This window comes from Methanolobus sp. ZRKC3 (genome assembly GCF_045291275.1).
In the GTDB taxonomy this organism is placed as follows: Archaea; Halobacteriota; Methanosarcinia; order Methanosarcinales; family Methanosarcinaceae; genus Methanolobus.
This window is the reverse complement of record NZ_CP146982.1, coordinates 1409516-1430523: the sequence shown is the minus strand read 5'-3', so window position 1 is coordinate 1430523 and position 21008 is coordinate 1409516. Positions and strand designations below refer to the sequence as shown.

Annotated in this window: 26 protein-coding genes and 1 tRNA gene; 25 read left to right on the top strand and 2 right to left on the bottom strand. The window is 42.8% G+C overall.

The window, feature by feature from the left end:
- Positions 1-32: 32 nt before the first annotated feature.
- Positions 33-383, bottom strand: coding sequence for a DsrE family protein (locus tag V7O66_RS07190; protein ID WP_406659625.1), 351 nt, complete (start codon positions 381-383; stop codon positions 33-35).
- 312 nt (positions 384-695) lie between these two features.
- On the opposite strand from V7O66_RS07190, the gene V7O66_RS07185 reads away from it, so the two are divergent.
- From V7O66_RS07185 to V7O66_RS07145, 9 genes are all read left to right on the top strand, one after another.
- Positions 696-3287, top strand: coding sequence for a valine--tRNA ligase (locus V7O66_RS07185; RefSeq protein ID WP_406659624.1), 2592 nt, complete (start codon positions 696-698; stop codon positions 3285-3287).
- Between the two features lie 39 nt (positions 3288-3326).
- A complete protein-coding gene (locus V7O66_RS07180) occupies positions 3327-3809 on the top strand; it encodes an RNA-binding protein (protein WP_406659623.1) in 483 nt (160 codons plus the stop codon).
- 117 nt (positions 3810-3926) lie between these two features.
- Positions 3927-4307: a cell division protein SepF gene (gene sepF / locus V7O66_RS07175; RefSeq protein WP_406659622.1), complete on the top strand. Its 381-nt coding sequence runs from the start codon at positions 3927-3929 to the stop codon at positions 4305-4307.
- Positions 4304-4948: a ZPR1 zinc finger domain-containing protein gene (locus tag V7O66_RS07170; RefSeq protein ID WP_406659621.1), complete on the top strand. Its 645-nt coding sequence runs from the start codon at positions 4304-4306 to the stop codon at positions 4946-4948. The genes sepF and V7O66_RS07170 overlap by 4 nt, the downstream gene beginning before the upstream one ends.
- A 129-nt stretch (positions 4949-5077) precedes the next feature.
- A complete protein-coding gene (locus tag V7O66_RS07165; protein WP_406662604.1) occupies positions 5078-5800 on the top strand; it encodes a redoxin domain-containing protein in 723 nt (240 codons plus the stop codon).
- A gap of 213 nt (positions 5801-6013) precedes the next feature.
- Entirely contained in the window at positions 6014-7447 is a 1434-nt protein-coding gene (gene proS / locus V7O66_RS07160) for a proline--tRNA ligase (RefSeq protein ID WP_406659620.1), read from the top strand.
- 52 nt (positions 7448-7499) lie between these two features.
- The gene (gene cobT, locus V7O66_RS07155) at positions 7500-8567 is read left to right on the top strand and encodes a nicotinate mononucleotide-dependent phosphoribosyltransferase CobT (protein WP_406659619.1); all 1068 of its coding nucleotides are present in this window, start codon (positions 7500-7502) and stop codon (positions 8565-8567) included.
- 191 nt (positions 8568-8758) lie between these two features.
- Positions 8759-8957: transfer RNA gene (locus tag V7O66_RS07150), tRNA-Trp, on the top strand.
- A 227-nt stretch (positions 8958-9184) separates the two neighbouring features.
- Complete coding sequence (locus V7O66_RS07145; protein WP_406659618.1) at positions 9185-9949, top strand: response regulator; 765 nt, start codon at positions 9185-9187, stop codon at positions 9947-9949.
- A gap of 3 nt (positions 9950-9952) precedes the next feature.
- Here the strand turns inward: V7O66_RS07145 and V7O66_RS07140 are convergent, their stop codons facing one another.
- Positions 9953-10255, bottom strand: a complete 303-nt coding sequence (locus V7O66_RS07140; protein ID WP_406659617.1) for a DUF4405 domain-containing protein — start codon at positions 10253-10255, stop codon at positions 9953-9955.
- A 174-nt stretch (positions 10256-10429) separates the two neighbouring features.
- On the opposite strand from V7O66_RS07140, the gene V7O66_RS07135 reads away from it, so the two are divergent.
- From V7O66_RS07135 to V7O66_RS07060, 16 genes are all read left to right on the top strand, one after another.
- Positions 10430-11020 carry a 50S ribosomal protein L15e gene (locus V7O66_RS07135; protein ID WP_406659616.1) on the top strand — a complete coding sequence of 197 codons (591 nt, stop codon included), beginning with the start codon at positions 10430-10432 and terminating at the stop codon, positions 11018-11020.
- Complete coding sequence (locus tag V7O66_RS07130) at positions 11017-11472, top strand: RNA-binding protein (RefSeq protein WP_406659615.1); 456 nt, start codon at positions 11017-11019, stop codon at positions 11470-11472. Before V7O66_RS07135 ends, V7O66_RS07130 begins: the two co-directional genes overlap by 4 nt.
- Positions 11465-12190, top strand: a complete 726-nt coding sequence (gene rnp3 / locus V7O66_RS07125) for a ribonuclease P protein component 3 (RefSeq protein ID WP_406659614.1) — start codon at positions 11465-11467, stop codon at positions 12188-12190. Before V7O66_RS07130 ends, rnp3 begins: the two co-directional genes overlap by 8 nt.
- Entirely contained in the window at positions 12187-12552 is a 366-nt protein-coding gene (locus tag V7O66_RS07120) for an Rpp14/Pop5 family protein (RefSeq protein WP_406659613.1), read from the top strand. Before rnp3 ends, V7O66_RS07120 begins: the two co-directional genes overlap by 4 nt.
- A gap of 80 nt (positions 12553-12632) precedes the next feature.
- The gene (psmA, locus tag V7O66_RS07115; protein WP_406659612.1) at positions 12633-13436 is read left to right on the top strand and encodes an archaeal proteasome endopeptidase complex subunit alpha; all 804 of its coding nucleotides are present in this window, start codon (positions 12633-12635) and stop codon (positions 13434-13436) included.
- Positions 13437-13471: 35 nt separating this feature from the next.
- Entirely contained in the window at positions 13472-14164 is a 693-nt protein-coding gene (locus tag V7O66_RS07110) for a ribosome assembly factor SBDS (protein WP_406659611.1), read from the top strand.
- 9 nt (positions 14165-14173) lie between these two features.
- Complete coding sequence (gene rrp4 / locus V7O66_RS07105) at positions 14174-14953, top strand: exosome complex RNA-binding protein Rrp4 (protein WP_406659610.1); 780 nt, start codon at positions 14174-14176, stop codon at positions 14951-14953.
- A 54-nt stretch (positions 14954-15007) separates the two neighbouring features.
- Entirely contained in the window at positions 15008-16105 is a 1098-nt protein-coding gene (rrp41, locus tag V7O66_RS07100) for an exosome complex exonuclease Rrp41 (RefSeq protein ID WP_406659609.1), read from the top strand.
- 6 nt (positions 16106-16111) lie between these two features.
- Positions 16112-16903, top strand: a complete 792-nt coding sequence (gene rrp42, locus V7O66_RS07095; RefSeq protein ID WP_406659608.1) for an exosome complex protein Rrp42 — start codon at positions 16112-16114, stop codon at positions 16901-16903.
- Positions 16904-16954: 51 nt separating this feature from the next.
- Positions 16955-17248 (top strand): 50S ribosomal protein L37ae, encoded by a 294-nt coding sequence (locus tag V7O66_RS07090; protein ID WP_406659607.1) that lies wholly within the window; start codon positions 16955-16957, stop codon positions 17246-17248.
- 10 nt (positions 17249-17258) lie between these two features.
- The gene (locus V7O66_RS07085) at positions 17259-17396 is read left to right on the top strand and encodes a DNA-directed RNA polymerase subunit P (protein ID WP_406659606.1); all 138 of its coding nucleotides are present in this window, start codon (positions 17259-17261) and stop codon (positions 17394-17396) included.
- Between the two features lie 112 nt (positions 17397-17508).
- Positions 17509-17880, top strand: coding sequence for a hypothetical protein (locus tag V7O66_RS07080; protein WP_406659605.1), 372 nt, complete (start codon positions 17509-17511; stop codon positions 17878-17880).
- Positions 17880-18125 carry a KEOPS complex subunit Pcc1 gene (locus tag V7O66_RS07075; protein ID WP_406659604.1) on the top strand — a complete coding sequence of 82 codons (246 nt, stop codon included), beginning with the start codon at positions 17880-17882 and terminating at the stop codon, positions 18123-18125. Before V7O66_RS07080 ends, V7O66_RS07075 begins: the two co-directional genes overlap by 1 nt.
- 121 nt (positions 18126-18246) lie before the next feature.
- Complete coding sequence (locus V7O66_RS07070; RefSeq protein WP_406659603.1) at positions 18247-18600, top strand: prefoldin subunit beta; 354 nt, start codon at positions 18247-18249, stop codon at positions 18598-18600.
- A 61-nt stretch (positions 18601-18661) separates the two neighbouring features.
- The gene (locus tag V7O66_RS07065) at positions 18662-19633 is read left to right on the top strand and encodes a DHH family phosphoesterase (RefSeq protein ID WP_406659602.1); all 972 of its coding nucleotides are present in this window, start codon (positions 18662-18664) and stop codon (positions 19631-19633) included.
- Between the two features lie 42 nt (positions 19634-19675).
- Entirely contained in the window at positions 19676-20980 is a 1305-nt protein-coding gene (locus V7O66_RS07060; RefSeq protein WP_406659601.1) for a phenylacetate--CoA ligase family protein, read from the top strand.
- The last annotated feature ends 28 nt before the right edge of the window (positions 20981-21008 follow it).

Below are 21008 nucleotides of genomic sequence, written 5' to 3'. Positions count from 1 at the left end.
ATCATGAAAATCTTAAAATTTCAGAGTATCATCTAAAAGACGATCACTTCGTATCCATCTTCCAGGTACCTTGTCATGCTGGGGTGTCCGGACATCTCATCACGTAATGCAAGGTTCTGCTCCTTTGCGCTCTCAAGACTTTCCGTCTTTGCAGCACATGCTCTGCATACACAATCTATGAGTCCTGAATCCCTTGCTTTCTCATAAAGTTCTGTGAAGGGTTTCTTGTCTTCCACTGCTTCCCTTATCAGCCGGGTGGCAGATCCTTCGATAATGAGCTTTACATCATAACCTTTTTCTTTCATTTCAAGGGAATTCATCAATGAATGAATAAAGCACATAGGCTCCCCATTGAACGCAAAAACAGCTATCTTCTTGGTCATAAAAGTCCATCTCCAATCATGTACGTAATCAGAGTACCCCTCTCTACAATTTAGTAGATTTATATAAAGTGTTTTCGGTAATTGTATTTTTTCGTGCAGTTGCGCTCTGTTTTTGATTATGGTGTTACTTGGTCAATAGTTAATTTATTACACCTGTTTGTATAATTCTCCATGCATTCGGATGGTCACTCTTCAATTGATATTTTGCTGACTGTTATCGTTTAATCAACACAACCAGATAATTTAAATAATGCTAGACCACTGTATGATAAAAAAAGACATTCACTATACAATATTTATCGGAGAGTTTCAATGACGGTCCCAAAAGAATATGTCCCTCATGAGGTTGAGCCAAAATGGAAAGAAGCATGGGATATGTCCATGTATCATTTTGACTGGAATGACAGCAGTAGACCACAGTTTATTATAGATACTCCTCCTCCTTATCCCACGGGTAATTTCCACATAGGCAATTCCCTCAACTGGTGCTATATAGACTTTGTTGCACGTTACAAGAGGATGTGCGGTTTTAACGTAATGTTCCCACAGGGCTGGGATTGCCACGGTCTTCCTACTGAAGTAAAAGTAGAAGAAATTCATGGAATCACCAAGAATGAAGTTTCAAGGGCCGAATTCAGGGAAATGTGCCGTGAACTCACTGTTGGAAATATCGAGAAGATGCGCCAGACCATGCTAAACCTCGGTTTCTCTACTGACTGGAGCAACGAATTTGTCACAATGGAGCCTGAATATTATTCCAAGACCCAGAGGTCTTTCAGGCAGATGTACGATATGGGCCGTTTGTATCAGTCAGAGCATCCTGTCAACTGGTGTCCAAGATGTGAAACCGCAATCGCACTTGCAGAAGTTGAATATGAGGGCCGTGATACAAAACTGAATTACCTTAATTTCGACAAATTACAGATCGCTACTACAAGGCCAGAACTGCTGTCAGCATGTGTGGCAGTTGTTGTCAACCCTGATGATGAACGTTATTCTGGGTATCTGGGCAGCAAGGTCAAAGTTCCTATATTCGGCCATGAGGTTTCTGTTATTGGTGACAGTGATGTAGATCCTTCATTTGGTACCGGTGTCGTTATGATCTGTACCTTTGGTGATAAGCAGGACGTTCGCTGGTGGCTGGAGCACGGTCTTCCTCTTCGCAAGGCCATTGATAAACAGGGTCTTATGACCGCCATTGCCGGCAAATATGAGGGCATGAGCATTTCTGAGTGTAAGGCTGCTATCATTGAGGATCTGAAAGAGCAGGGCTATCTCTTTGAGCAGAAGACTCTTGATCAGAATGTTGGTATGTGCTGGAGATGCAGCACTCCTATTGAGATACTTTCCGAGCGTCAGTGGTTCATTAAGATCGATACGGATGCAGTTGCAAAGGCAGCAGATGAGATCGAGTGGCTTCCTGAATACATGAAGGTAAGGCTTGACAACTGGGTAAATACAATGGAATGGGACTGGTGTATCTCACGCCAGAGACTTTTCGCAACTCCAATCCCCGTCTGGTACTGTAAGGACTGTGGTGAGGTCATGGTGGCAAAGGAAGAATGGATGCCAATAGATCCTACACAGCAGCAACCGCCTGAGTTATGTAAATGTGGTTGCAGTGACTTTGAGGCTGAGGAAGATGTACTTGATACCTGGATGGACTCATCCATAACGGCACTTCATGTGTCCGGCTGGCTCTCAGACCATGAGATGAGGAACCCCACACAACTTCGTCCACAGGGTCATGATATCATTCGTACCTGGTCATTCTATACCATACTTCGCTCAATGGCTATCACTGGTAAGAAACCATGGGATTCCATCCTGATCAATGGAATGGTACTTGGCGAAGATGGCCATAAGATGAGCAAGTCACTTGGTAACGTAATCTCTCCTGAAACGGTAATTGCAGATTACAGTGCTGATTCGTTCAGGCAGTGGGCTGCCATAGGTGGCTCCCCTGGTTCCGATGTTATGTTCCGCTGGAAAGATGTGGTGTCAGCATCACGTTTCTTCACCAAGATGTGGAGCATATACAGGTTCTCAATGATGCATCTTGAAGATTATACCTACGAAGATATGGATGCCAGTGACCTGAAGGTAATTGACAGGTGGCTGCTCAGTAACCTTAACAGACTTATTGCTTCAGTGACAGAGAGCATGGATGCATACCAGTTCGACGAAGCATTTAAGTCAATTCGTGGTTTCACATGGGATATATTCGCAGATAATTACATAGAATTGATAAAATCACGTTTGTATGGCGAAGATGAGGCTGCCAAGAATGCTGCCAAGTACACACTTTTCACAGCTATCGATTCAATTGCACGCATGCTCGCACCATTCGCTCCATTCTTTGCAGAAGAAATGTTCTCTCGCATAGGGGAAGGAAGTGTACATGTCCAGTCATGGTCTCAGGTGCAGGAATCAATGATCGATGAGGGTGCTGAGGGTGCAGGCGAGTTCATTAAGGATGTTGCAAGCAGTGTCCGAAGATACAAGTCTGAACATGGGATGGCATTGAACGCTCCTCTTGAAAAGATCGAGGTATATGGTATTTCAACAGATATCTCAGACCTTTTAGGTGTAACCAATTCTCCGGTTGTTCTGATGGAGGGCGAACCTGACTTTGAGCATGTTCCTGTGAACATCAAACCAAGTATGGGTATTATAGGTCCAAAATTCAGAGGTAAGGCAAAGGCTATTATCAATGCCCTTATGGATGAGAATCCAAAGAAGATCGCTGATGAGGTCGCAAAGGGTATGATCACTGTCACAGTTGACGGTGAGGTCATAGAACTTGAGCCTGGGTGTGTGGAAGTAGAAAAGGAGGTCGTGTCAGCCGGAAGATCTGTTGATGTGCTTGACATCAGTGGTGTTCCTGTTGTTATCGTAAAATGAGCTATTCAGGGAAATATTAAGGAAATATTAGGTGATAATTTGAAAATCAAGGGAAGAGTGCAGATCAGAAAATCAACCAAGAATAAATTGATGGCTGGTCTTAGATCCACTTTTGGTGATGAGGTCGAGCAGATTCAGGAAAGGAAAATTGAGACTGCTATGGCTGATGATTTTCCGATAGTCATCATTGATGGGAAAGTTCTCCTTTTCCAGGTAAGTGATACCTATTTCCCTACTGTACGAGGTGTTCTCGAACTTGGCCTGCGTAAGAATGTTGTGATGGTTGATTCCGGAGCTATCCGCTTTGTGGTAAACGGTGCTGATATTATGTCTCCGGGTATCACTTCAGCAGATCCTGAAATTCAACCAAATGATCCTGTGATCATTGTGGAGGAGACTCACGACAAACCTCTTGCAATAGGTATTTCGCTTCTTCCGGGCAGTGAAATGGTGGCAAATTCCGGTAAGGCTATCAAGTCAGTGCATTATGTAGGCGATAAATTGTGGAATCTTGAACTGTGAAAGAAATAATTAATATATGATGAATGTGCATATAAATCAAACCACAATTCCACTAACAATTAAGTAGTATTGATATAAATATAGCATCAAATGTTTTTGAATATATGAGGGCGAACTATGGCAAAGATCATGAACAAGTTATTTGGTGGCAGTAACAAAACCGCAACCGTTGAGGATGAATACACCGAACTTGACCTTACCAAGTATGAAGGAGTGCTCGACGACGAGCCTGCTGAAACATATATCAGGGTTGCTGAACTGGCTAATCTGAATGAGCTTACATCCCTTAAAAAGGAAATCTATGATGGGAATATCGTAATGATCGATATCTCAAATATTAAGGCAGACAAGCTCATGCTTGATCGTGCACTTAAAGACCTCAAGGACGTTGTCATTGATGTCCATGGTGATATTGCAGGGATCAAGGATGACCAGGTTCTTGTAACACCAACAGGTATCAAGATCGACAGATCAAAGATCATTGGTGGAAGATATTGAGTGAAGAGGAATCCTGCCGTAATTTCGTTACAAAAACGTCTTGCCCGCTTTGTCATAAGGAACTAATCATCAACTGGCAGGGTGATGATATCCCTTATTTTGGGGAGGTTATGCATATTTCCTCAATATGTGAATGCAGTTTTAAGTTTGCAGACACATTAATTCTTTCCCAGCGAGATCCAATGAGATATGCGCTGGAAGTGGATGGTCTTGAGGACCTTAATAGCAGGGTAGTACGTTCCACTTCAGGTACAATTCGTATACCTGAGCTTGGCATTGATGTAGAGCCCGGTTCAATTTCAGATTCCTATGTTACCAATGTTGAGGGTGTACTTGACAGGATACTCAATGTTGTCAACACTGCGATCAAATGGTCGGAGCAGGAGGGGGATGAGGAAAAACTTTCCAAAGGACTGGAGATTCAGCAAGTTCTCACGGATGTAATTGAAGGTAAAAGGTCTCTTACAGTTGTAATAGAAGATCCTTTTGGTAACAGTGCGATAATATCTGACAAGGTAAAGTCCACCGTTTTGAGTCCCGAGGATGCTGAGCAGCTTAAAACAGGTATGATAGTTTTTGATGCAAATGGTTCAGATGTGGAACTGGATGCAGCGGATTCGGAACATTCCCTCACAGATTGATACTATTTTTTCTTTAGGGATGTTCTTCCTAAACCTTTTATATTTTGTCATTCAGATATTTAGTAATTAGTTTTTCATATTTTTGAGGGGAGCTTTGCTTTGGAAGATGATGATCTAAAAGTAGTAACAATGCCTCTTATAGGGGATGATGTGCCTGTATTCAAGGCCAGGTCGACCATGGGTGTTATTAATTTCCCGGAAGATTACAGGAGGAAGTGGGTCATATTTTTCAGCCATCCGGGTGATTTCACTCCAGTCTGTACCACTGAGTTCATAAAATGTGCAACTATGCAGGAGGGGCTCAGGGAACTCAACACTGAGCTGCTTGGCCTCTCGGTTGACAGCGTACATTCGCATATTGCCTGGATAAGTGCCATCAGGGACAAGGTGGAGTACAGGGGTATGAAGGGTGTTGATGTGATGTTCCCTATCATTGATGATGTCAGTCTGGAGATTTCCAGAAAATATGGCATGATCCACCCGAATGCTCATTATTCTCCTGATGAGCTGCTTGAGAAATTCGAAAGAAGCCATGGAAAACTGGAAGTTCCTCAGTTCAGTACCGAAACCGTTCGTGCAACTTTTATCATTGATCCTATGGCAAAGGTGAGGGCTATTCTTTATTATCCATTATCAAACGGAAGGAGCATGGGTGAGATCAAAAGACTTCTCATGGCACTGCAAAAGTCTGATCGTGAGGATGTCTTCACTCCTGAGAACTGGCAGCCGGGTGAGGATGTGATAGTTCCGGCTCCTGATACATGGCCACATGCAAAAGAGATTGTATGCTCTGCAGAGAAAACAAAGTGTTTTGATTGGTTCCTGTGTTTGAAGAAAGATGGACCGGAATGAGTTTATTTCTTTTTATTTCTTTATTTTGAGTTGTTTCTCTCTTTATTTTCCTTCTTTCTTACTTCCTATTTCTTTTGTTTCGTAATATTTTCTGTATTTGATCAATTTTAACAATTGGGAATCAGCTTCTTCATATCCGGTTGCCTGCCAAAGGAAACGGCTATAAGCAATGTACTTGTTTATGTAGCCAAAATCATTAATCAGGTGAATATAATGGCAGAACAAGAGAAAGATGCTGCACTTCCTTCTAAAGAAAATTTCAGTGAATGGTATAACGACCTTCTCCAGAAGGGCGAGATCATGGATGTACGTTATCCTGTAAAAGGATCATACGTCTGGTTCCCATTTGGCTTTAACATCAGGAGAAATGTCTATGAAATTATGCGTAAACTTCTGGACACGGATCATCAGGAAACCTTGTTTCCACTTTTGATCCCTGAGAATGAGTTTATGAAAGAGGCTGAGCACATAAAAGGGTTTGAAGAAGAGGTCTATTGGGTAACACACGGTGGTACTTCTCCCCTTGATGTCAAGCTTGCTCTTCGTCCGACCAGTGAGACTGCTATCTATCCTATGTATAAGCTATGGGTTCGCTCTCATGCTGACCTTCCGCTCCGCCTCTACCAGATAGTCAACACTTTCAGGTATGAGACTAAACACACCCGCCCTCTCATAAGGCTGCGTGAGATTACTTCTTTCAAGGAAGCACATACTGTGCATGCAACATGGGATGATGCAGCTGCACAGGTGGATGAAGCTATAAGGATATACAAGGAATTCTATCGTATGCTTGCAGTTCCTGTCCTGCCTTCAAAAAGACCTGACTGGGATAAGTTCCCGGGTGCAGACTATACCATAGCAACCGATGCATTGATGCCAGATGGAAAAACACTTCAGGCTGGTACTGCACATCATCTGGGTGATAATTTCGCAAAGACCTTCGATATCAAATATGAGGATGCTGAGGGTGAACAGGTATATGCATATCAGACCTGTTATGGTGTTTCAGAACGTTCCATTGCAGCTCTGATCTCCATTCATGGTGACGATAAGGGTCTTGTACTTCCTCCATCTGTTGCTCCTGTGCAGGTTGTAATTATTCCTATTATATTCAAGGAATCCGCGGAAGTTCTCGAGGCATGTAATAATGTCATGTCCATGCTGGAAGATGCTGGCATACGTGTGAAAATGGATGCAAGTGATGATCGTCCTGGTGCTAAGTACTATAAATGGGAAATGAAGGGTGTTCCTGTAAGGCTGGAGCTTGGTCCAAGGGATCTTAAGAATAATGCAGCTATGCTTGCACGCCGTGATACTGGTGAAAAGGTGCAGGTATCTCTTGATAACATCAAAGAGGAAGTTCTTTCTCTTCTGGATGCAGTGCAGGATGGTCTTTACGAAAAAGCAAAGGATGAACTTGAGGCTCGCATATTTGAATGCTCAAGCCTTGAAGAAGCTAAAACGAAGCTTTCTGAGGGTATTACCAAGTTATTCTGGTGTGGTGAAGAGGAATGTGGCCTTAAGCTTGAGGAAGATGTTGGTGCAGGTATCCTTGGAATTCCTACTGAGCAGGATGCACGCTCTGGCAAATGTCCTGTGTGCGGTGCAGATGCGAAAACCATGGTGTATGTTGCCAGAACGTATTAATTGAGCTGGAAAACGTACATATATACCTTGTAAAATAAACTAAGTGATTATTATGGACTCACTATCTCCTGAAAACGCCAAATTACCAAAAAATCCTCTGTTTGCATGTGTGCTTGGAAATACAGCTACTGCTTACATTGAAGGATTATCTGCAGCAGGAAAAACTGCAAAGCTGACTGACTACACTCCAGCTGGAGATGCTGAAGTCCTGGAGGTCGGGACTATCATAGATATTCCGATCCTGCCAATGACTCCGCCTTATGATACTCCAACTCCCGCTCTCATTACGAGGGTCGCCTTGCAAATGTCGGGTGTCCCTCATCTTCTGGTAAATGCAGGTTTGAGGGTATTCCCGGCGGAACAGGTCCCTCTTGTTGATGTAGGTGGGAAGCCCGGAGATGATATCAGGGGTGAGGTTGCAGTCCATGATGTTGAAAATGTGTTCAAGAATGCTTACAAGCTTGGTGAGGAACTTTCAAGAAAGCATGACCTTGTTGTGATCGGTGAGAGTATAGCTGCAGGAACCACCACTGCAAACGCAGTTCTGCAATCTCTTGGCTATGATGGAAATGTTAGTAGCAGTGCTTCTTCAAACCCTCTTGACCTTAAAAAGGAGGTTGTTGCAGAAGCTTTGAAAGTTTCGGGAATAAGTCATGGTTCCCTGCGCCATGATCCGCTCAAAGCAATAGCTTGTGTTGGTGACCCCATGATGGTTGTAGTTGCAGGAATCGCAGCAGGTCTTGGTGAGACTCGGCTGATACTTGCAGGTGGTACTCAGATGGAGTCTATTTTTGCTGTTATCAAGCATCTTGGTTATACTACTGACAACATGACCATTGTAACTACAAGTTATGTTGCAGATGATGATTCTGCAAGCTTTAGGGAAATTGCAGATCAACTTGGTGCAAAATTCTACGGTATGGACCTGGAGTTTGGTAAATCCAATTCACAGGGACTTCGGCAATATGAGCTCGGCTTTGTCAAGGAAGGTGTCGGTGCAGGTGGTGCTGTGTATCTTGCACGTATGTTTGGTCATTCTCTTGATGGCCTGCGCACAGAACTCGAAAATCTCTGTGGTGAGCTGTGCAAGCTTGGAAGCCTTGACCGGGTTGAAGAATAATATTTAGGTGCGTCGGAAAAATTTCCGGTGTATTTTTCTTTTAATTTTTCTCTTTTTTAACTGTTTGTTGTTTTTAGGCATGTTTTTCAAAATTGCTGTGTTTTTGCTAAATCTTGTGTAATTCGGGTGGATGCTACCGCTAGGTATATCATTGATAAGATGTATTTTGAGTTATATTCCCCTGTTTTCGGGGGGCTGTGGCCTAGCCTGGTATGGCGACGGGCTCCAACGGATAAATGATGAACAACGGGTATACTGAGGCTTAACCTGACGGGGTTGGCCGGTGAGGAACCGTTGGAGCACTGATATGTGTTCATGAACTTTCAAGCTGTATTTATACAGTAGTTCGGAGATACCCGTCGATCGTGTGTTCGAATCGCACCAGCCCCACGTTTTTTCTTTATTTTCACTTTTATAGTGGAATCTAGCTAAATTTATATATGTGTATATATCATATAGGATTATTAATTAATATTGAATTATTTATTATGTTTAATAATGTCTTTCGTTTATGTCATGTCGGATAGATAAATGTAAACAGGGTCGTTTGCTACCATCATGTTTATATCAATATGCATTTATCTATGGTCAACGTGCAGTAAAGGAGCATATGGTGTATGCAAAATAAGGATAAAGTACTCATTGTCGATGATGAAGTGGCTATTGTGGAGTTAATGGGCCTCTATCTTAAGTCTGATTATGATGTCATCAATGCATATAATGGTCAGGAAGCACTTGATAGGGTCAAGGCTGATAAACCGGACATAATCCTTCTGGACGTTATGATGCCTGACATGAATGGGTATGAAGTTTGTCGCATTCTCAAAACATCGGTTGAAACCCAATTTCTTCCTGTGATTATGGTTACTGCCCTGTCTGGCAAGGATGATCGTATCAAAGGTATTGAAGCTGGTGCCGATGAGTTCCTTGGAAAACCTGTTAACAGGCTTGAGCTGGTTACGAGGGTCAAGTCTCTGCTACGTATCAAACATCTTCAGGATAAGATGTTGGCTGAAAGGAATGAAGCCATGAATTATCTTGATGTCGCTGGCTTTATCGTGTCTGTTGTCGATAGTGATATGAGGATCCATCTGATCAACCAGAAAGGTAATGATGCCTTTGGCTATGATGAATTCGAACTGATAGGTCAGGATTTTGTAAATACTCTTCTAAAGGCTGATTCTCGGGAGGGTGCAAGAAAGATGTTCCAGTCAATTCTTTCTGGGGATGCTGAACTTCCGGAATATGCCGAGCGTGTAATTGTCTGCAAAGATGGCAGGGAGATACCTGTGCGCTGGCATGATGCATTGTTAAGGGACTCTGAAGGTAATATTACTGGAATAGTGTTATCCGGCGAAGATCTCAGCATGTTTGAAAAGTGAGTATTAGTTCTCATCTATCTTGCAGGACTGCTCATTCTCTCTTTTGTTTAACAGGGTTGCTGTAATGCAGCTTATCCATCTCTTGTGTAGGATGACATGAAGTGCAATTCCAATTGTAAACATGATGCTGGATCTGTTGTGTATTAGGGTCCATGTGGCTTTACTGATTCCCATGTATTCCTGATATCTTCCACGTGGGACTCCTCCTGGTATTGCTACATACATGAAAAAACCTGTAAAAGCAACTATGATGAAAAGCATTGTTAATAGCAGATCAAGTAAATAGTTCAATTTTGCCCTGTTCATTAATTTTGATTAGGTTTCGATGATTTAAAGTATTTGTCAAAGTTGTCGGCTAAAAAGATTTAAATCATATTAGGCAGGTAGTAGTCCTGTTTCATTATCGGGATATGTCCCGTGGGAATGTAGCTTTTAAAAAGCTGAACCGTGAAACAAAATATATGAAACAAGGTGAATAAATTGTCTAAATCATTTTACGGATATGTAAGAGATGCATGGAAGGACCCGGACAACACATATGTCAGGGAACTCAGATGGGAAAGACTCCAGGAATGGAGACGAGAAGGCTCTGTTACCAGAGTAAGACGTCCAACACGTATTGACAGAGCACGCTCCCTCGGATACAAGGCAAAGCAGGGAATCATCGTAACTCGTGTCAAGGTACGCAGAGGAAGTCTTAGAAAGTCAAGGTACATCCGTGGTAGGCGTACCCAGCGTATGGGTAAGAACAAGATTACTGCAGGCAAGAGCATCCAGAGGATCGCAGAAGAGCGTGCAGGAAGAAAATACCCTAACATGGAAGTATTGAACTCTTATTGGGTTGGTGAAGATGGTAAATTAAAGTGGTACGAAGTAATTCTCGTAGATCCAAGCCATCCTGTCATCAAGAGCGACAAGAACCTCAACTGGATATGTGGCAATACTCACAAGGGACGTGCAAATCGTGGTAAGACCAGTGCAGGTCGCAAGGGTAGAGGTATGATGTGCCGTGGAACCGGTACAGAAAAGACCAGGCCAAGTATAAGATCAAACCAGAACAGAGGCAAGTGATCCACTATATTAACTTGCGTGTGATCGCGCATTCGACTGAAGATCTATCCAGGGTTCGAAAGGCCCTGGACTACTTTTTACTGAATTCCGCAGGTGCAAGCGAAGATAGCAATACTGATGATGCTGTCGAAATGCTAAATGTTGAAGGCTACTACGGAAATCCTATTACTATCCTCAGTGCACAGATTACTCGCAAATCAGACTCCAAGGCTATTGCCAATTTCATCAGGCAAAAGATGCATCCTGATGATGTTCAACGTCTCCGCAGTGAGATGCCAGACCGTCTTGATGATGACCAGGTATTTCATATCAGGCTTGATAAACAGGCAGCTTTTCAGGAGATTGTGAAATTGACCTCTTCATCAGATGCAATTACTGTAAAGGTCAAGATAGCCACATATCCTAAAAACAGGCAAAAAGCCGGGCTGATAGTGGAGGAGTTGTTTGGCTGACCCTCGATTCTATGATCTGAATGTTCATTTGAGTGATGGGGGCTGCAATGCTCTTGAAGATCTGTCCTTTTTTGCAAAACATCTGGGTTATAGTGGAATAGCTTTAGAATATACGGAAAAGGCAGAAAATGCCGGTTCCGTGGATCTAGAAGATTTTGAGGTTTTTTCTGCTGTTGAGGTTTATGTAAGCAACGCATCAAAACTGCATGGTCAGATTGGTAAATGTCGTAGTAAGACTGATGTGATCGTGGTTTGTGGTGGTAGTGAAAGCATTAACCGAACGGCGGTTGAAAATCCCAATGTGGATGTTCTCGTGAAGCTTAGCACTCCTAAAGATAATGGTTTTAATCACGTGCTTGCGAAAGAAGCAGCTGATAACAATGTTGCTATTTCCTTTGATCTTGGTGATGTCATACAGTTAAGGGGAGGTCGCAGGGTACATGCACTTATGAACTTCAGGAAAAACCTCCTGCTTGTAAGGAAGTATGATGTGCCTTTCATTTTGACAAGTAATGCAACATCTTATTTTGGCATGCGTGCTCCAAGAGAGTTAATAGCACTGGCTGAATTATTTGGCATGACTCGGGATGAAGCCATATCCGGACTGTCAAGTATTCCGGAATCTATAATCTCCAGGAAGCATCCTCCTTCGGGCTATATTTTTGAAGGCGTTCAGGAGTTGGACAGTTTCGAAGATGTTGGGGCTGATGACTCATGAAAGTACTTCCTCCGACATTACGTCCTGATAAAAGGTATCTGGCTTTTGAGCTGGTATCGGAATCTCCTGTTACAAGGGATGAACTGATCCGGGAAATATTTTCGGCCGCATCCCAGCTTCTTGGTGATGTTGGTGCAAGTGAATGTGCCATAAGGCTGCTTGCTTTTGAAGATTCATGTGGTGTTGTTCGCTGCACATCCGACCGGACTGGAAATACGCGTGCAGTACTTGCAACTATCACAAATGTCAAGGGTAAAAAAGTGTTATTCCATGTACTCGGCATATCAGGTACGGTCATAGGTGCAACAAAAAAGTATTTAGAGGGTGCGGATGTATTTAATCCGCAGAACAGTCACATATAAATGAATAGAAGATATAATTTATAGTGTATAGCATAAGTTGCTGTTATTATTTTATTAATCAAAGTAGGAGATTAAGCGATATGCAAATGACACCACAGATGGGTTATGATCGGGCAATTACTGTTTTTAGTCCCGATGGTCGTCTTTTCCAGGTAGAGTACGCTAGAGAGGCAGTCAAAAGGGGCACTACTGCAGCAGGCGTGAAAGCAAAGAACGGCGTGGTTCTGCTTGTTGACAAGAGAATAACAAGCAGGTTGATAGAAGCAGAATCCATTGAGAAGATATTCCAGATAGATGACCACATAGGTGTTGCTACCTCTGGACTGGTTGCAGATGCTCGTGCCCTCGTTGACAGGGCAAGGGTTGAGGCTCAGATCAACATGGTTTCTTACGATGAACCTATAGGCGTGGAAGTAATTGCCAAGAAGATATGTGATCATAAGCAAACCTATACTCAGTATGGTGGGGTTCGTCCTTATGGTACGGCACTGCTGATAGCTGGCGTCGATGATTCCAGGCCAAGGTTATTTGAAAGCGACCCAAGTGGTGCGTTACTTGAATACAAGGCCACTGCTATAGGTGCAGGCAGAAATGCTTTCATGGAAATATTCGAAGCGGACTACGATGAGAATATGGAAATGGATGCTGCTATCATGCTTGGTCTTAAAGCTCTCTACACTTCAACAGAAGGTAAGATAGATGCAACCACTCTTGAACTTGGGGTAGTTACTCTTGAGGACAGGCAATTCAGGAAGCTTCCTGAAGACGAGGTCGCAGCATATGTTAACAGAGCCCTTGAAACACTCAAGGTTGAATCTGAGGACGAAGAGACAGAAGAAAGTGAAGATGAAACTGCTGATGCGCAGGATGAATCTACTGAATGAACGAACATAATTTCATATAAACGGGGTGAGTGAACATGGTATCTCTTGATGAATCTCTAATTGCAAGGCTCAAGAAAGGAAAGAATCACTTTGAGGTTTTTGTTGACCCAGATGGTGCGTTTGCATTCAAAAGGGGTGATAACCTTAACATTGAGGATATAATTGCTGTAGAATCCGTATTTTATGATGCGCGTCAGGGTGACCATGTGGCTGAATCCGTCCTTCAAAGTACATTTGAAACCACCGACGTGATGGAGATTGCAAAGCAGATCATATTGCACGGTGAAATACAGCTAACCAAAGAGCAAAGAAAGCATATTCTGGAGGAGAAGACCAGGCAGGTCATCTCTATCATTGCACAGAATGCCATGAATCCTCAAACAAGGACTCCCCATCCTCCTGCAAGGATTGAAAGAGCAATGGAAGAAGCCAAAGTTCATATCGACCCTCTCAAAGCGGTAGATGAGCAGGTTACCATTGTAATGAAGGCCATACGTCCTATCATTCCTATAAGGTTTGAAGAGGTTGACATTGTTGTAAAGATTCCATCAGATTATGCTTCAAAGGCTTATGGTGAAATATCAAAATTCGGCACACTTCTCAAGAACGAATGGCAAAATGACGGTTCTTGGGTGGCTGTTGTAAAAATACCTGCCGGACTTCAGAATGATTTCTATGGTCTGGTTAATCACCTCACAAAAGGTGACGCCGAAACAAAACTTCTATGAGGATACATAATGGAACATAATATTGTAATTCCAGGCCAGTTTTTATCCGAAAATAAAGATAATTCCGGACCTGGCACTTATGTTAAAGATGGAAAGGTCTATTCTCTTTTGTATGGGATTATGAATGCCAAGAATAAGATTTCAGTAATCCCCTTCTCTGGCAAGTACGTACCTTCACGTAAGGATTTTGTTATTGGGACTGTGATAGATGTCACTCCTTCTAACTGGATATTTGACATAGGTTCCCCTTATGATGGTCTGCTTCATGTTTCAGAGTATCCTCGACGTGTGGATTCTGACAAGATGCGCGGAATAATGGGCATTTCTGATTCCGTATTACTTCGTGTAAAAGATGTAAATCCATCCATGAAAGTTGAGCTGACTATGCGTGAGCGTGGGTTACGAGCTCTTAAATCGGGACGTATTATAGAAGTCGTTCCTGCAAAGGTCCCGAGGGTCATAGGGCATGGTGGTTCTATGGTCTCAATGCTTAAAAAGGAAACAAATTGTGAGATATTCGTTGGTCAAAATGGAAGGATATGGATCGACGGAAATGATAGTGATATGGATCGTCTCGAGAAATCGATTGAGATGATCATGCAGCATTCACATACTTCTGGATTGACGGATCGGGTGTGTCAGTTTTTGAGAAATGAACATGATACTGATTCTGAAGATGAAGAAAATGCTCAGGAAAGCGACCTTACAGAGGATGGAGAAAATGAATGTGAGGTCCACGAGGAAACCTGTAGAAAGGTTGATGCTCTTTTAGACGTTGAGGAAAACTGAGTATAACTTTTTTGTGTATGTGACTGCAGATTGTGTGAATATTGGAGAATTATTATGAGTGATAAACCTGAAAAGTTCATTGATGAGAATGGTTTACGCCTTGATGGAAGGCAAGTTAATGAAATGAGGCCGATGAAAATAGAGATCGGTGTACTTTCCAGAGCAGATGGATCCTGCTATCTGGAATGGGGCAAGAACAAGGTTCTTGCTGCAGTTTATGGGCCAAGGGAGCTTCATCCTAGAAGAATGCAAAAAGCTGATTCAGTTCTTATCAGGTACAGGTATAATATGGCAGCTTTCTCCGTTGAGGATCGTATAAGGCCAGGCCCCAGCAGAAGAAGCATTGAGATATCAAAGGTAAGCAGGGAAGCATTCGAACCTGTAGTCCTTACTCATCTTTACCCTGGTGCTGTAATTGACGTTTTTGCAGAAGTACTTCAGGCTGATGCAGGTACAAGGACAGCTGCTATCAATGCTGCGTCAGTGGCTCTTGCAGATGCAGGTATTCCTATGAAAGGCCTTGTATCAGCATGTGCTGTAGGAAAAGTGGACGGTCAGTTAGTACTTGATCTGAGCAAGGATGAGGATAATTTAGGAGATGCTGATTTCCCTGTTGCAATGACTCAGGATGGCGAGGTTTCACTTGTCCAGATGGATGGGAACTTCACTCAGGAAGAGTTCAAGCAGGCCCTTGAAATGTGTAAAGAAGGCTGTGCAAAGATTCTGGAAATTCAGAAAGAAGCTCTCAAGAACAAATTTGCCGCTGACTCTGTTTTAGGCGTAACTGAAGATGTCGCTGAAGGTGTCACTGAAGATGTCGCTGAAGGTGTCACTGAAGATGTCACTGAAGATGTCACTGAAGATGTCACTGAAGGTCAGGATATTGAAGCTTCAGTCGAAGAAGATGTTTCCGAAGCTCTGCCTGAAGTCGAAGACGGAACTGAGGAAGAATCAGTTGAAGATGTAGAGGAAGCTTTTGAATCTGACATTAAAGAGATTCGGGAAGAAGCCAAGGAAGAAGCTGAGGAAGAATCCGAAGAAGTAGCTGAGGAAGAGGCCGAGGAAGAAGCCATGGACGAAATCGAGGAAGAATTAACAGATTCAACTGAAGAATATGAAGAGGGGCCTGATCCAAAAGAGGAGACTGCTTAATAGGTGGTGAGATCTATGAGTAATCAAGTAATGTCTGCACTGAAAAAAGATTACATTTATAACCTGATGCTTAAGGGAGAGCGTGCTGATGGACGCTCTTTTGACGAAGTGAGGGATATTGAGTTAAGAACAAATGTCATAGACAAGGCAGAGGGTTCTGCATGGCTTAAGCTGGGCGAGACTGAGGTTCTGGTCGGTGTCAAACTCCAGGTGGGTACTCCGTTCCCTGATTCTGCAGGACAGGGTGTTATCATTACAAGTCTTGAGCTTAATCCAATAGCATCCCCTGATTTCGAAGCTGGTCCTCCTAGGGAGAATGCTATCGAAATGGCCCGTGTAACAGACAGGGGTATTCGTGAGTCAGGCGCAATTGATTTAAGCAAGTTGTGTATTACGGAGGGAGAAGAAGTATGGATGGTATTCATCGACGTCCATGTTCTCAACAATACAGGTAATATCCAGGATGCGGCATCTATGGGTGCAATCGCAGCTCTGATGACTGCAACTCTCCCGGCTGAACGTGAAGGAAAAGGCGAGGATGCTCCGCTGCCTATTAGGGATATGCCTCTGGCTGTCACTCTGGTTAACATTGGTGGTTCCATGATGGTTGATCCGGGACTTGATGAGGAAAAGGTCTGCGGAACCAGGATAACCATTATATCAAATCAGGATGGTTCCATCTCAGGAATGCAAAAAAGTGGTGATGGAGCACTTACAGAAGAACAGTTGTTGTCTGCCGTTGAAATGGCATGTGAGAAAGCATCCCAATTAAGGGAAGCCCATCTCTTGAACATCTGATACTTAAAAAATTTATAACTAAACTCATATTGATTCAAGGAGATAATATTCATGGGTAAGAAATACACAAAGAAAGGACGTGTTTCCAGATCCGCCGGTAGATTCGGTACACGCTATGGTAGAAGGGACCGTAAATTAGTAGCTGATCTTGAAGAAAAAATGCGTATGCCTCACACATGTGCAAATTGCGCACGTCCAAATGTGAAGAGACTAGGCACAGGCATATGGAAATGCACCAAATGCGGTTATACATTTGCAGGTGGTACCTTTATTCCACAGACAACTGTCGGTAAAACAGTATCACGCTCTGTAAAGAAAGCCACTGAAAAGGTAGAAATATTTTGAGTAGGTAAGCATGGACTATAAGTGCACACGATGCAAGCGAAATGTTGAGATTGACTATGAGTATACTGGTGTACGCTGTCCTTACTGTGGACACAGGATACTTGCTAAGGAACGTCCAACAACGATCAAACGCATCAAAGCAGAGTAGAAGATAGATGCTAATCACTTCTTCTCGCAAACCATCAGCCAGTACTCGCATATTATGCAAGTACATGGCGGCTTTTTTCGGTTGTGAATATTTCAACCGTGGTAAGATGAGTATGAGTGAGGTTTTAGACCTTTCTCATGATTCTCTTCTAATCATCTTGGGTGAATATCATGGAAATCCAGGAAGCATAACCGTATATGATACTGAAGGTTCTTGTGTACTGTCCGCTTACATTTCACTATTTCCAATTGAAAGAAAACCGTATTCCATATCAAAAGACTTGATTCCAGAGCTTGTTGGAAGCGGGGAATTCGCTTCTGCATTATCTGGAATTCTTTCTTTACCTCATGTAGAAACACGATCATCTTCATTGGGCATAGTTATTTCAAAAAACCAGATGGACTTTTTCAAAGACGAGAGCATATTTTTCAGCTTGAAACTCAGAACTTATCGTTTGTATGAGTGTGATGCTGATTGCAGCTGATGGCAGAATCTGTCTTTGAGACAGATGGTGCTGATGTGATATTCCTTTCATTGAAACCTGAGTTGGAAACTCCTGTAACTGACAGGTCTTCCATAATGCTTGAACCATGTGGTTCTCAGTTAACCTTAAAAATTGTTTCTGATGACCTTGTATCAATGCGTTCCACTTTGAATACGTGGCTACGTTTGATACAGGTTGCACATGAGGTCTATAATTGTTCCATGGACGCTCGGCAGGATGGCTAGGGCCGGTCCAATTTGTTCATGCATAATTTTAAAATAACTCTATCCTCTTGCTCTTTTTGAATACTTGTGTATGGAAACATTAAAATCATTTCAGGTTTATTGGTATGCCAGGTGAAACCAAATGAGTACACAAATACCCCCACAGATACAGAATCAGCTTGCACAGTTGCAGCAGGTTCAGCAACAGGCACAGTCTCTTGCTATGCAGAAAGCTCAGATGGACTCTTTGCAGAAAGAATCTGAACTGGCACTGGAAGAGCTTGGGAAAGTAGCAGATGATGCAATTATTTATAGAACTGTAGGTGACCTGCAGATAAAGGCTAGCAAAGAGGAGACAGTAGCCAAACTTACAGAGAAGGTAGAAACACTTTCGCTTAGACTTCAGTCAATTTCCAGACAGGAAGAGCGCATCTCCAAGCGTTTTACACAACTTCAGGAACAGATTGAGCAATCAATGGGGAATCAGGCACAATAATGCCTTTTTCTGCTACTGACATTTCCCTTTAACTTGACTTAGGGAATGATCAGGAGTTTCCATGCAAGTTGAAGAAATGGAGTTTTACAATAGACTTCTGGATTATCAAAATATTCTTTACTTGTGTCATAGAAATGCTGATCCAGATGCTGTGAGCAGTGCATTTGCACTATCTGAGGCTATAGGTGGGACTATAGGGCTTGTAGATGGTTGCAACAGGGTTGCATCACTTCTTATTGATAAACTTGACATTAATGTGGTGGATCATCCCGATCCTTCAGAATATGACATTACATTGGTAGTTGATACCTCAACCAGTTCACAACTTAATGATATCAAACTTGAGGCATATTGTGTCATTGACCACCATGCAACTACAGCTCTTATAGAGAATGCCGAATTTTTCCTTCACCGCCATGCTACATCCACGGCAGAGATGGTATTTGATATCCTCAAAATAATGGGTGCTCCCGTTATGCGTCGTGTGGCTCTTGGCCTGATGGCTGGTATAGTTACGGATACAGGCCATTTCAAGCATGCAACTTATGACACTTTCAAAACCATTTCAGAGATAGTAGAGTTAAGTGGTGTGGAGTATGCCGAAGTCCTTGAGATGATGGCATCCACTCCTCAGGATATATCCATGCGTATAGCAATGCTCAAATGTGCCACCAGGGCTACCATTGAGCGTGTGGACAACTGGTTGGTGGTTGATTCTCACGTTAATTCTTTTGGTGGTGCAGCTTCCTCTATGTTCCTTAATATAGGTGCGGATGTTGCTTTTATAGGCACTTCCAGGGATAATAACATAAGAGTTAGCGGAAGGGCTAAACGTGAAGCTGTGAATGCCGGTGTCAACCTCGGGAAGATAATGGAGGATGTAAGTTCTAATTATGAGGGAACCGGCGGTGGACATGCAGGTGCAGCAGGTATAGATGTTGTGGCTGATATGAACCTGATCCTTGAAGAATGTAAGGAGAAGGTCCGTGATGTCCTTCGGGGAAGACCCAATCCATCCATCTGTACCAGGTGATACAGAAAGGTCAGAATAATCAAATAAAAAAGGGGCTATCAGATGATTGAGTATTGGAATCCATTGGTCGAGCGAATGCCGATCGATGAACTGGAAAAAATGCAGGAAAAGAAGTTGAAAAACCTGGTAAAATATGTTTATCAGCATTCTGATTTCTACAAAAAGAGGTTTGATGAATTCGGTGTAAAACCTGAAGACATACAGAGTCTTGATGATCTGAAAAAGTTGCCATTTACTTACAAAGTCGATCTCAGGGATACTTATCCTACAGGAATGTTCTGCGTTCCCAATGAACAACTTGTACGATTCCATGTATCGTCAGGTACTACCGGAAAGCCCACAGTTGTTGGCTACACTCAGAACGATATCGATATGTGGACCACCTCCCTTGCAAGGGCGATGACATCCATTGGTGTCGGAAGAGGTGACATAATACAGATCGGCTATGGATATGGCCTGTTCACAGGTGGCCTTGGTGCTCATTATGGTGCTGAAGAAGTTGGTGCCACGGTCCTTCCAGCCAGTTCAGGTAATACTGACAGGCAGATCGAATTGATGCAGGACCTTGGTTCTACTGTGATTGCCTGTACTCCATCTTATTTCCTTTTCATGAACGAGGTATCCAATAATCTCGGTGTCAGTATAAAGGACGATACAAATCTTAGGGTAGGTATATTCGGTGCTGAACCATGGTCTGAAGAAATGAGGGTGAGGATAGAGGAAGCAACCGGTATCAAGGCATACGATATCTATGGTACTTCAGAACTCAGCGGTCCTCTCTTTACCGAATGTCAATGTCAGGATGGTATTCACATATGGGCAGACCAGTTCCTGATCGAGGTAATCGACCCGGAGACCGGAGAGCAGCTTAAAGAAGGTGAAAGTGGGGAACTCGTGATCACAACGCTTGCCAAGGAAGCACTTCCCTTGATAAGATACAAGATTGGCGATATCACTATTATTAGCAAGCAGCCGTGTGAATGTGGCAGAACACATCCACGTATCATGCGTGTTCTCGGACGTGCAGATGACATGCTTATTATTCGCGGTATCAATGTTTTCCCTGGACAGGTGGAATCCGTTCTGATGCAAATACCTGAAGTCGGTGAACATTTCATGATCGTTGTTGACAGGGTAAATGAACTGGATATCATGAAAGTACAGATCGAAATGACTGATGAAGCTTTCAGTGACAAGGTCAATGATATCATGTCCCTTGAAAGGAACGTTGCATCTGCCTTGAAGCATGTACTGAACATTGCCGTTAAGGTCGAACTTGTGGAAAAAGGATCTATCCCTCGTTCAATGGGTAAGGCTAAAAAGGTAATAGATAACAGGAACTTATAATATTCCATACAACATAAATTAATATGTT

Excerpts from the sequence above, each read along its gene's own strand:
- cobT (WP_406659619.1), top strand. The coding sequence starts at position 7,500 with ATGGACTCACTATCTCCTGAAAACGCCAAATTACCAAAAAATCCTCTG.
- sepF (WP_406659622.1), top strand. The coding sequence starts at position 3,927 with ATGGCAAAGATCATGAACAAGTTATTTGGTGGCAGTAACAAAACCGCA.
- V7O66_RS07065 (WP_406659602.1), top strand. The coding sequence starts at position 18,662 with ATGCAAGTTGAAGAAATGGAGTTTTACAATAGACTTCTGGATTATCAA.
- V7O66_RS07185 (WP_406659624.1), top strand. The coding sequence starts at position 696 with ATGACGGTCCCAAAAGAATATGTCCCTCATGAGGTTGAGCCAAAATGG.
- psmA (WP_406659612.1), top strand. The coding sequence starts at position 12,633 with ATGCAAATGACACCACAGATGGGTTATGATCGGGCAATTACTGTTTTT.
- V7O66_RS07085 (WP_406659606.1), top strand. The coding sequence starts at position 17,259 with ATGGACTATAAGTGCACACGATGCAAGCGAAATGTTGAGATTGACTAT.
- V7O66_RS07165 (WP_406662604.1), top strand. The coding sequence starts at position 5,078 with ATGCCTCTTATAGGGGATGATGTGCCTGTATTCAAGGCCAGGTCGACC.
- rrp41 (WP_406659609.1), top strand. The coding sequence starts at position 15,008 with ATGAGTGATAAACCTGAAAAGTTCATTGATGAGAATGGTTTACGCCTT.
- V7O66_RS07075 (WP_406659604.1), top strand. The coding sequence starts at position 17,880 with ATGGCAGAATCTGTCTTTGAGACAGATGGTGCTGATGTGATATTCCTT.
- V7O66_RS07145 (WP_406659618.1), top strand. The coding sequence starts at position 9,185 with ATGCAAAATAAGGATAAAGTACTCATTGTCGATGATGAAGTGGCTATT.
- V7O66_RS07070 (WP_406659603.1), top strand. The coding sequence starts at position 18,247 with ATGAGTACACAAATACCCCCACAGATACAGAATCAGCTTGCACAGTTG.
- V7O66_RS07120 (WP_406659613.1), top strand. The coding sequence starts at position 12,187 with ATGAAAGTACTTCCTCCGACATTACGTCCTGATAAAAGGTATCTGGCT.
- V7O66_RS07060 (WP_406659601.1), top strand. The coding sequence starts at position 19,676 with ATGATTGAGTATTGGAATCCATTGGTCGAGCGAATGCCGATCGATGAA.
- proS (WP_406659620.1), top strand. The coding sequence starts at position 6,014 with ATGGCAGAACAAGAGAAAGATGCTGCACTTCCTTCTAAAGAAAATTTC.
- V7O66_RS07140 (WP_406659617.1), bottom strand. The coding sequence starts at position 10,255 with ATGAACAGGGCAAAATTGAACTATTTACTTGATCTGCTATTAACAATG.
- rrp4 (WP_406659610.1), top strand. The coding sequence starts at position 14,174 with ATGGAACATAATATTGTAATTCCAGGCCAGTTTTTATCCGAAAATAAA.
- V7O66_RS07080 (WP_406659605.1), top strand. The coding sequence starts at position 17,509 with ATGAGTGAGGTTTTAGACCTTTCTCATGATTCTCTTCTAATCATCTTG.
- V7O66_RS07090 (WP_406659607.1), top strand. The coding sequence starts at position 16,955 with ATGGGTAAGAAATACACAAAGAAAGGACGTGTTTCCAGATCCGCCGGT.
- V7O66_RS07110 (WP_406659611.1), top strand. The coding sequence starts at position 13,472 with ATGGTATCTCTTGATGAATCTCTAATTGCAAGGCTCAAGAAAGGAAAG.
- V7O66_RS07190 (WP_406659625.1), bottom strand. The coding sequence starts at position 383 with ATGACCAAGAAGATAGCTGTTTTTGCGTTCAATGGGGAGCCTATGTGC.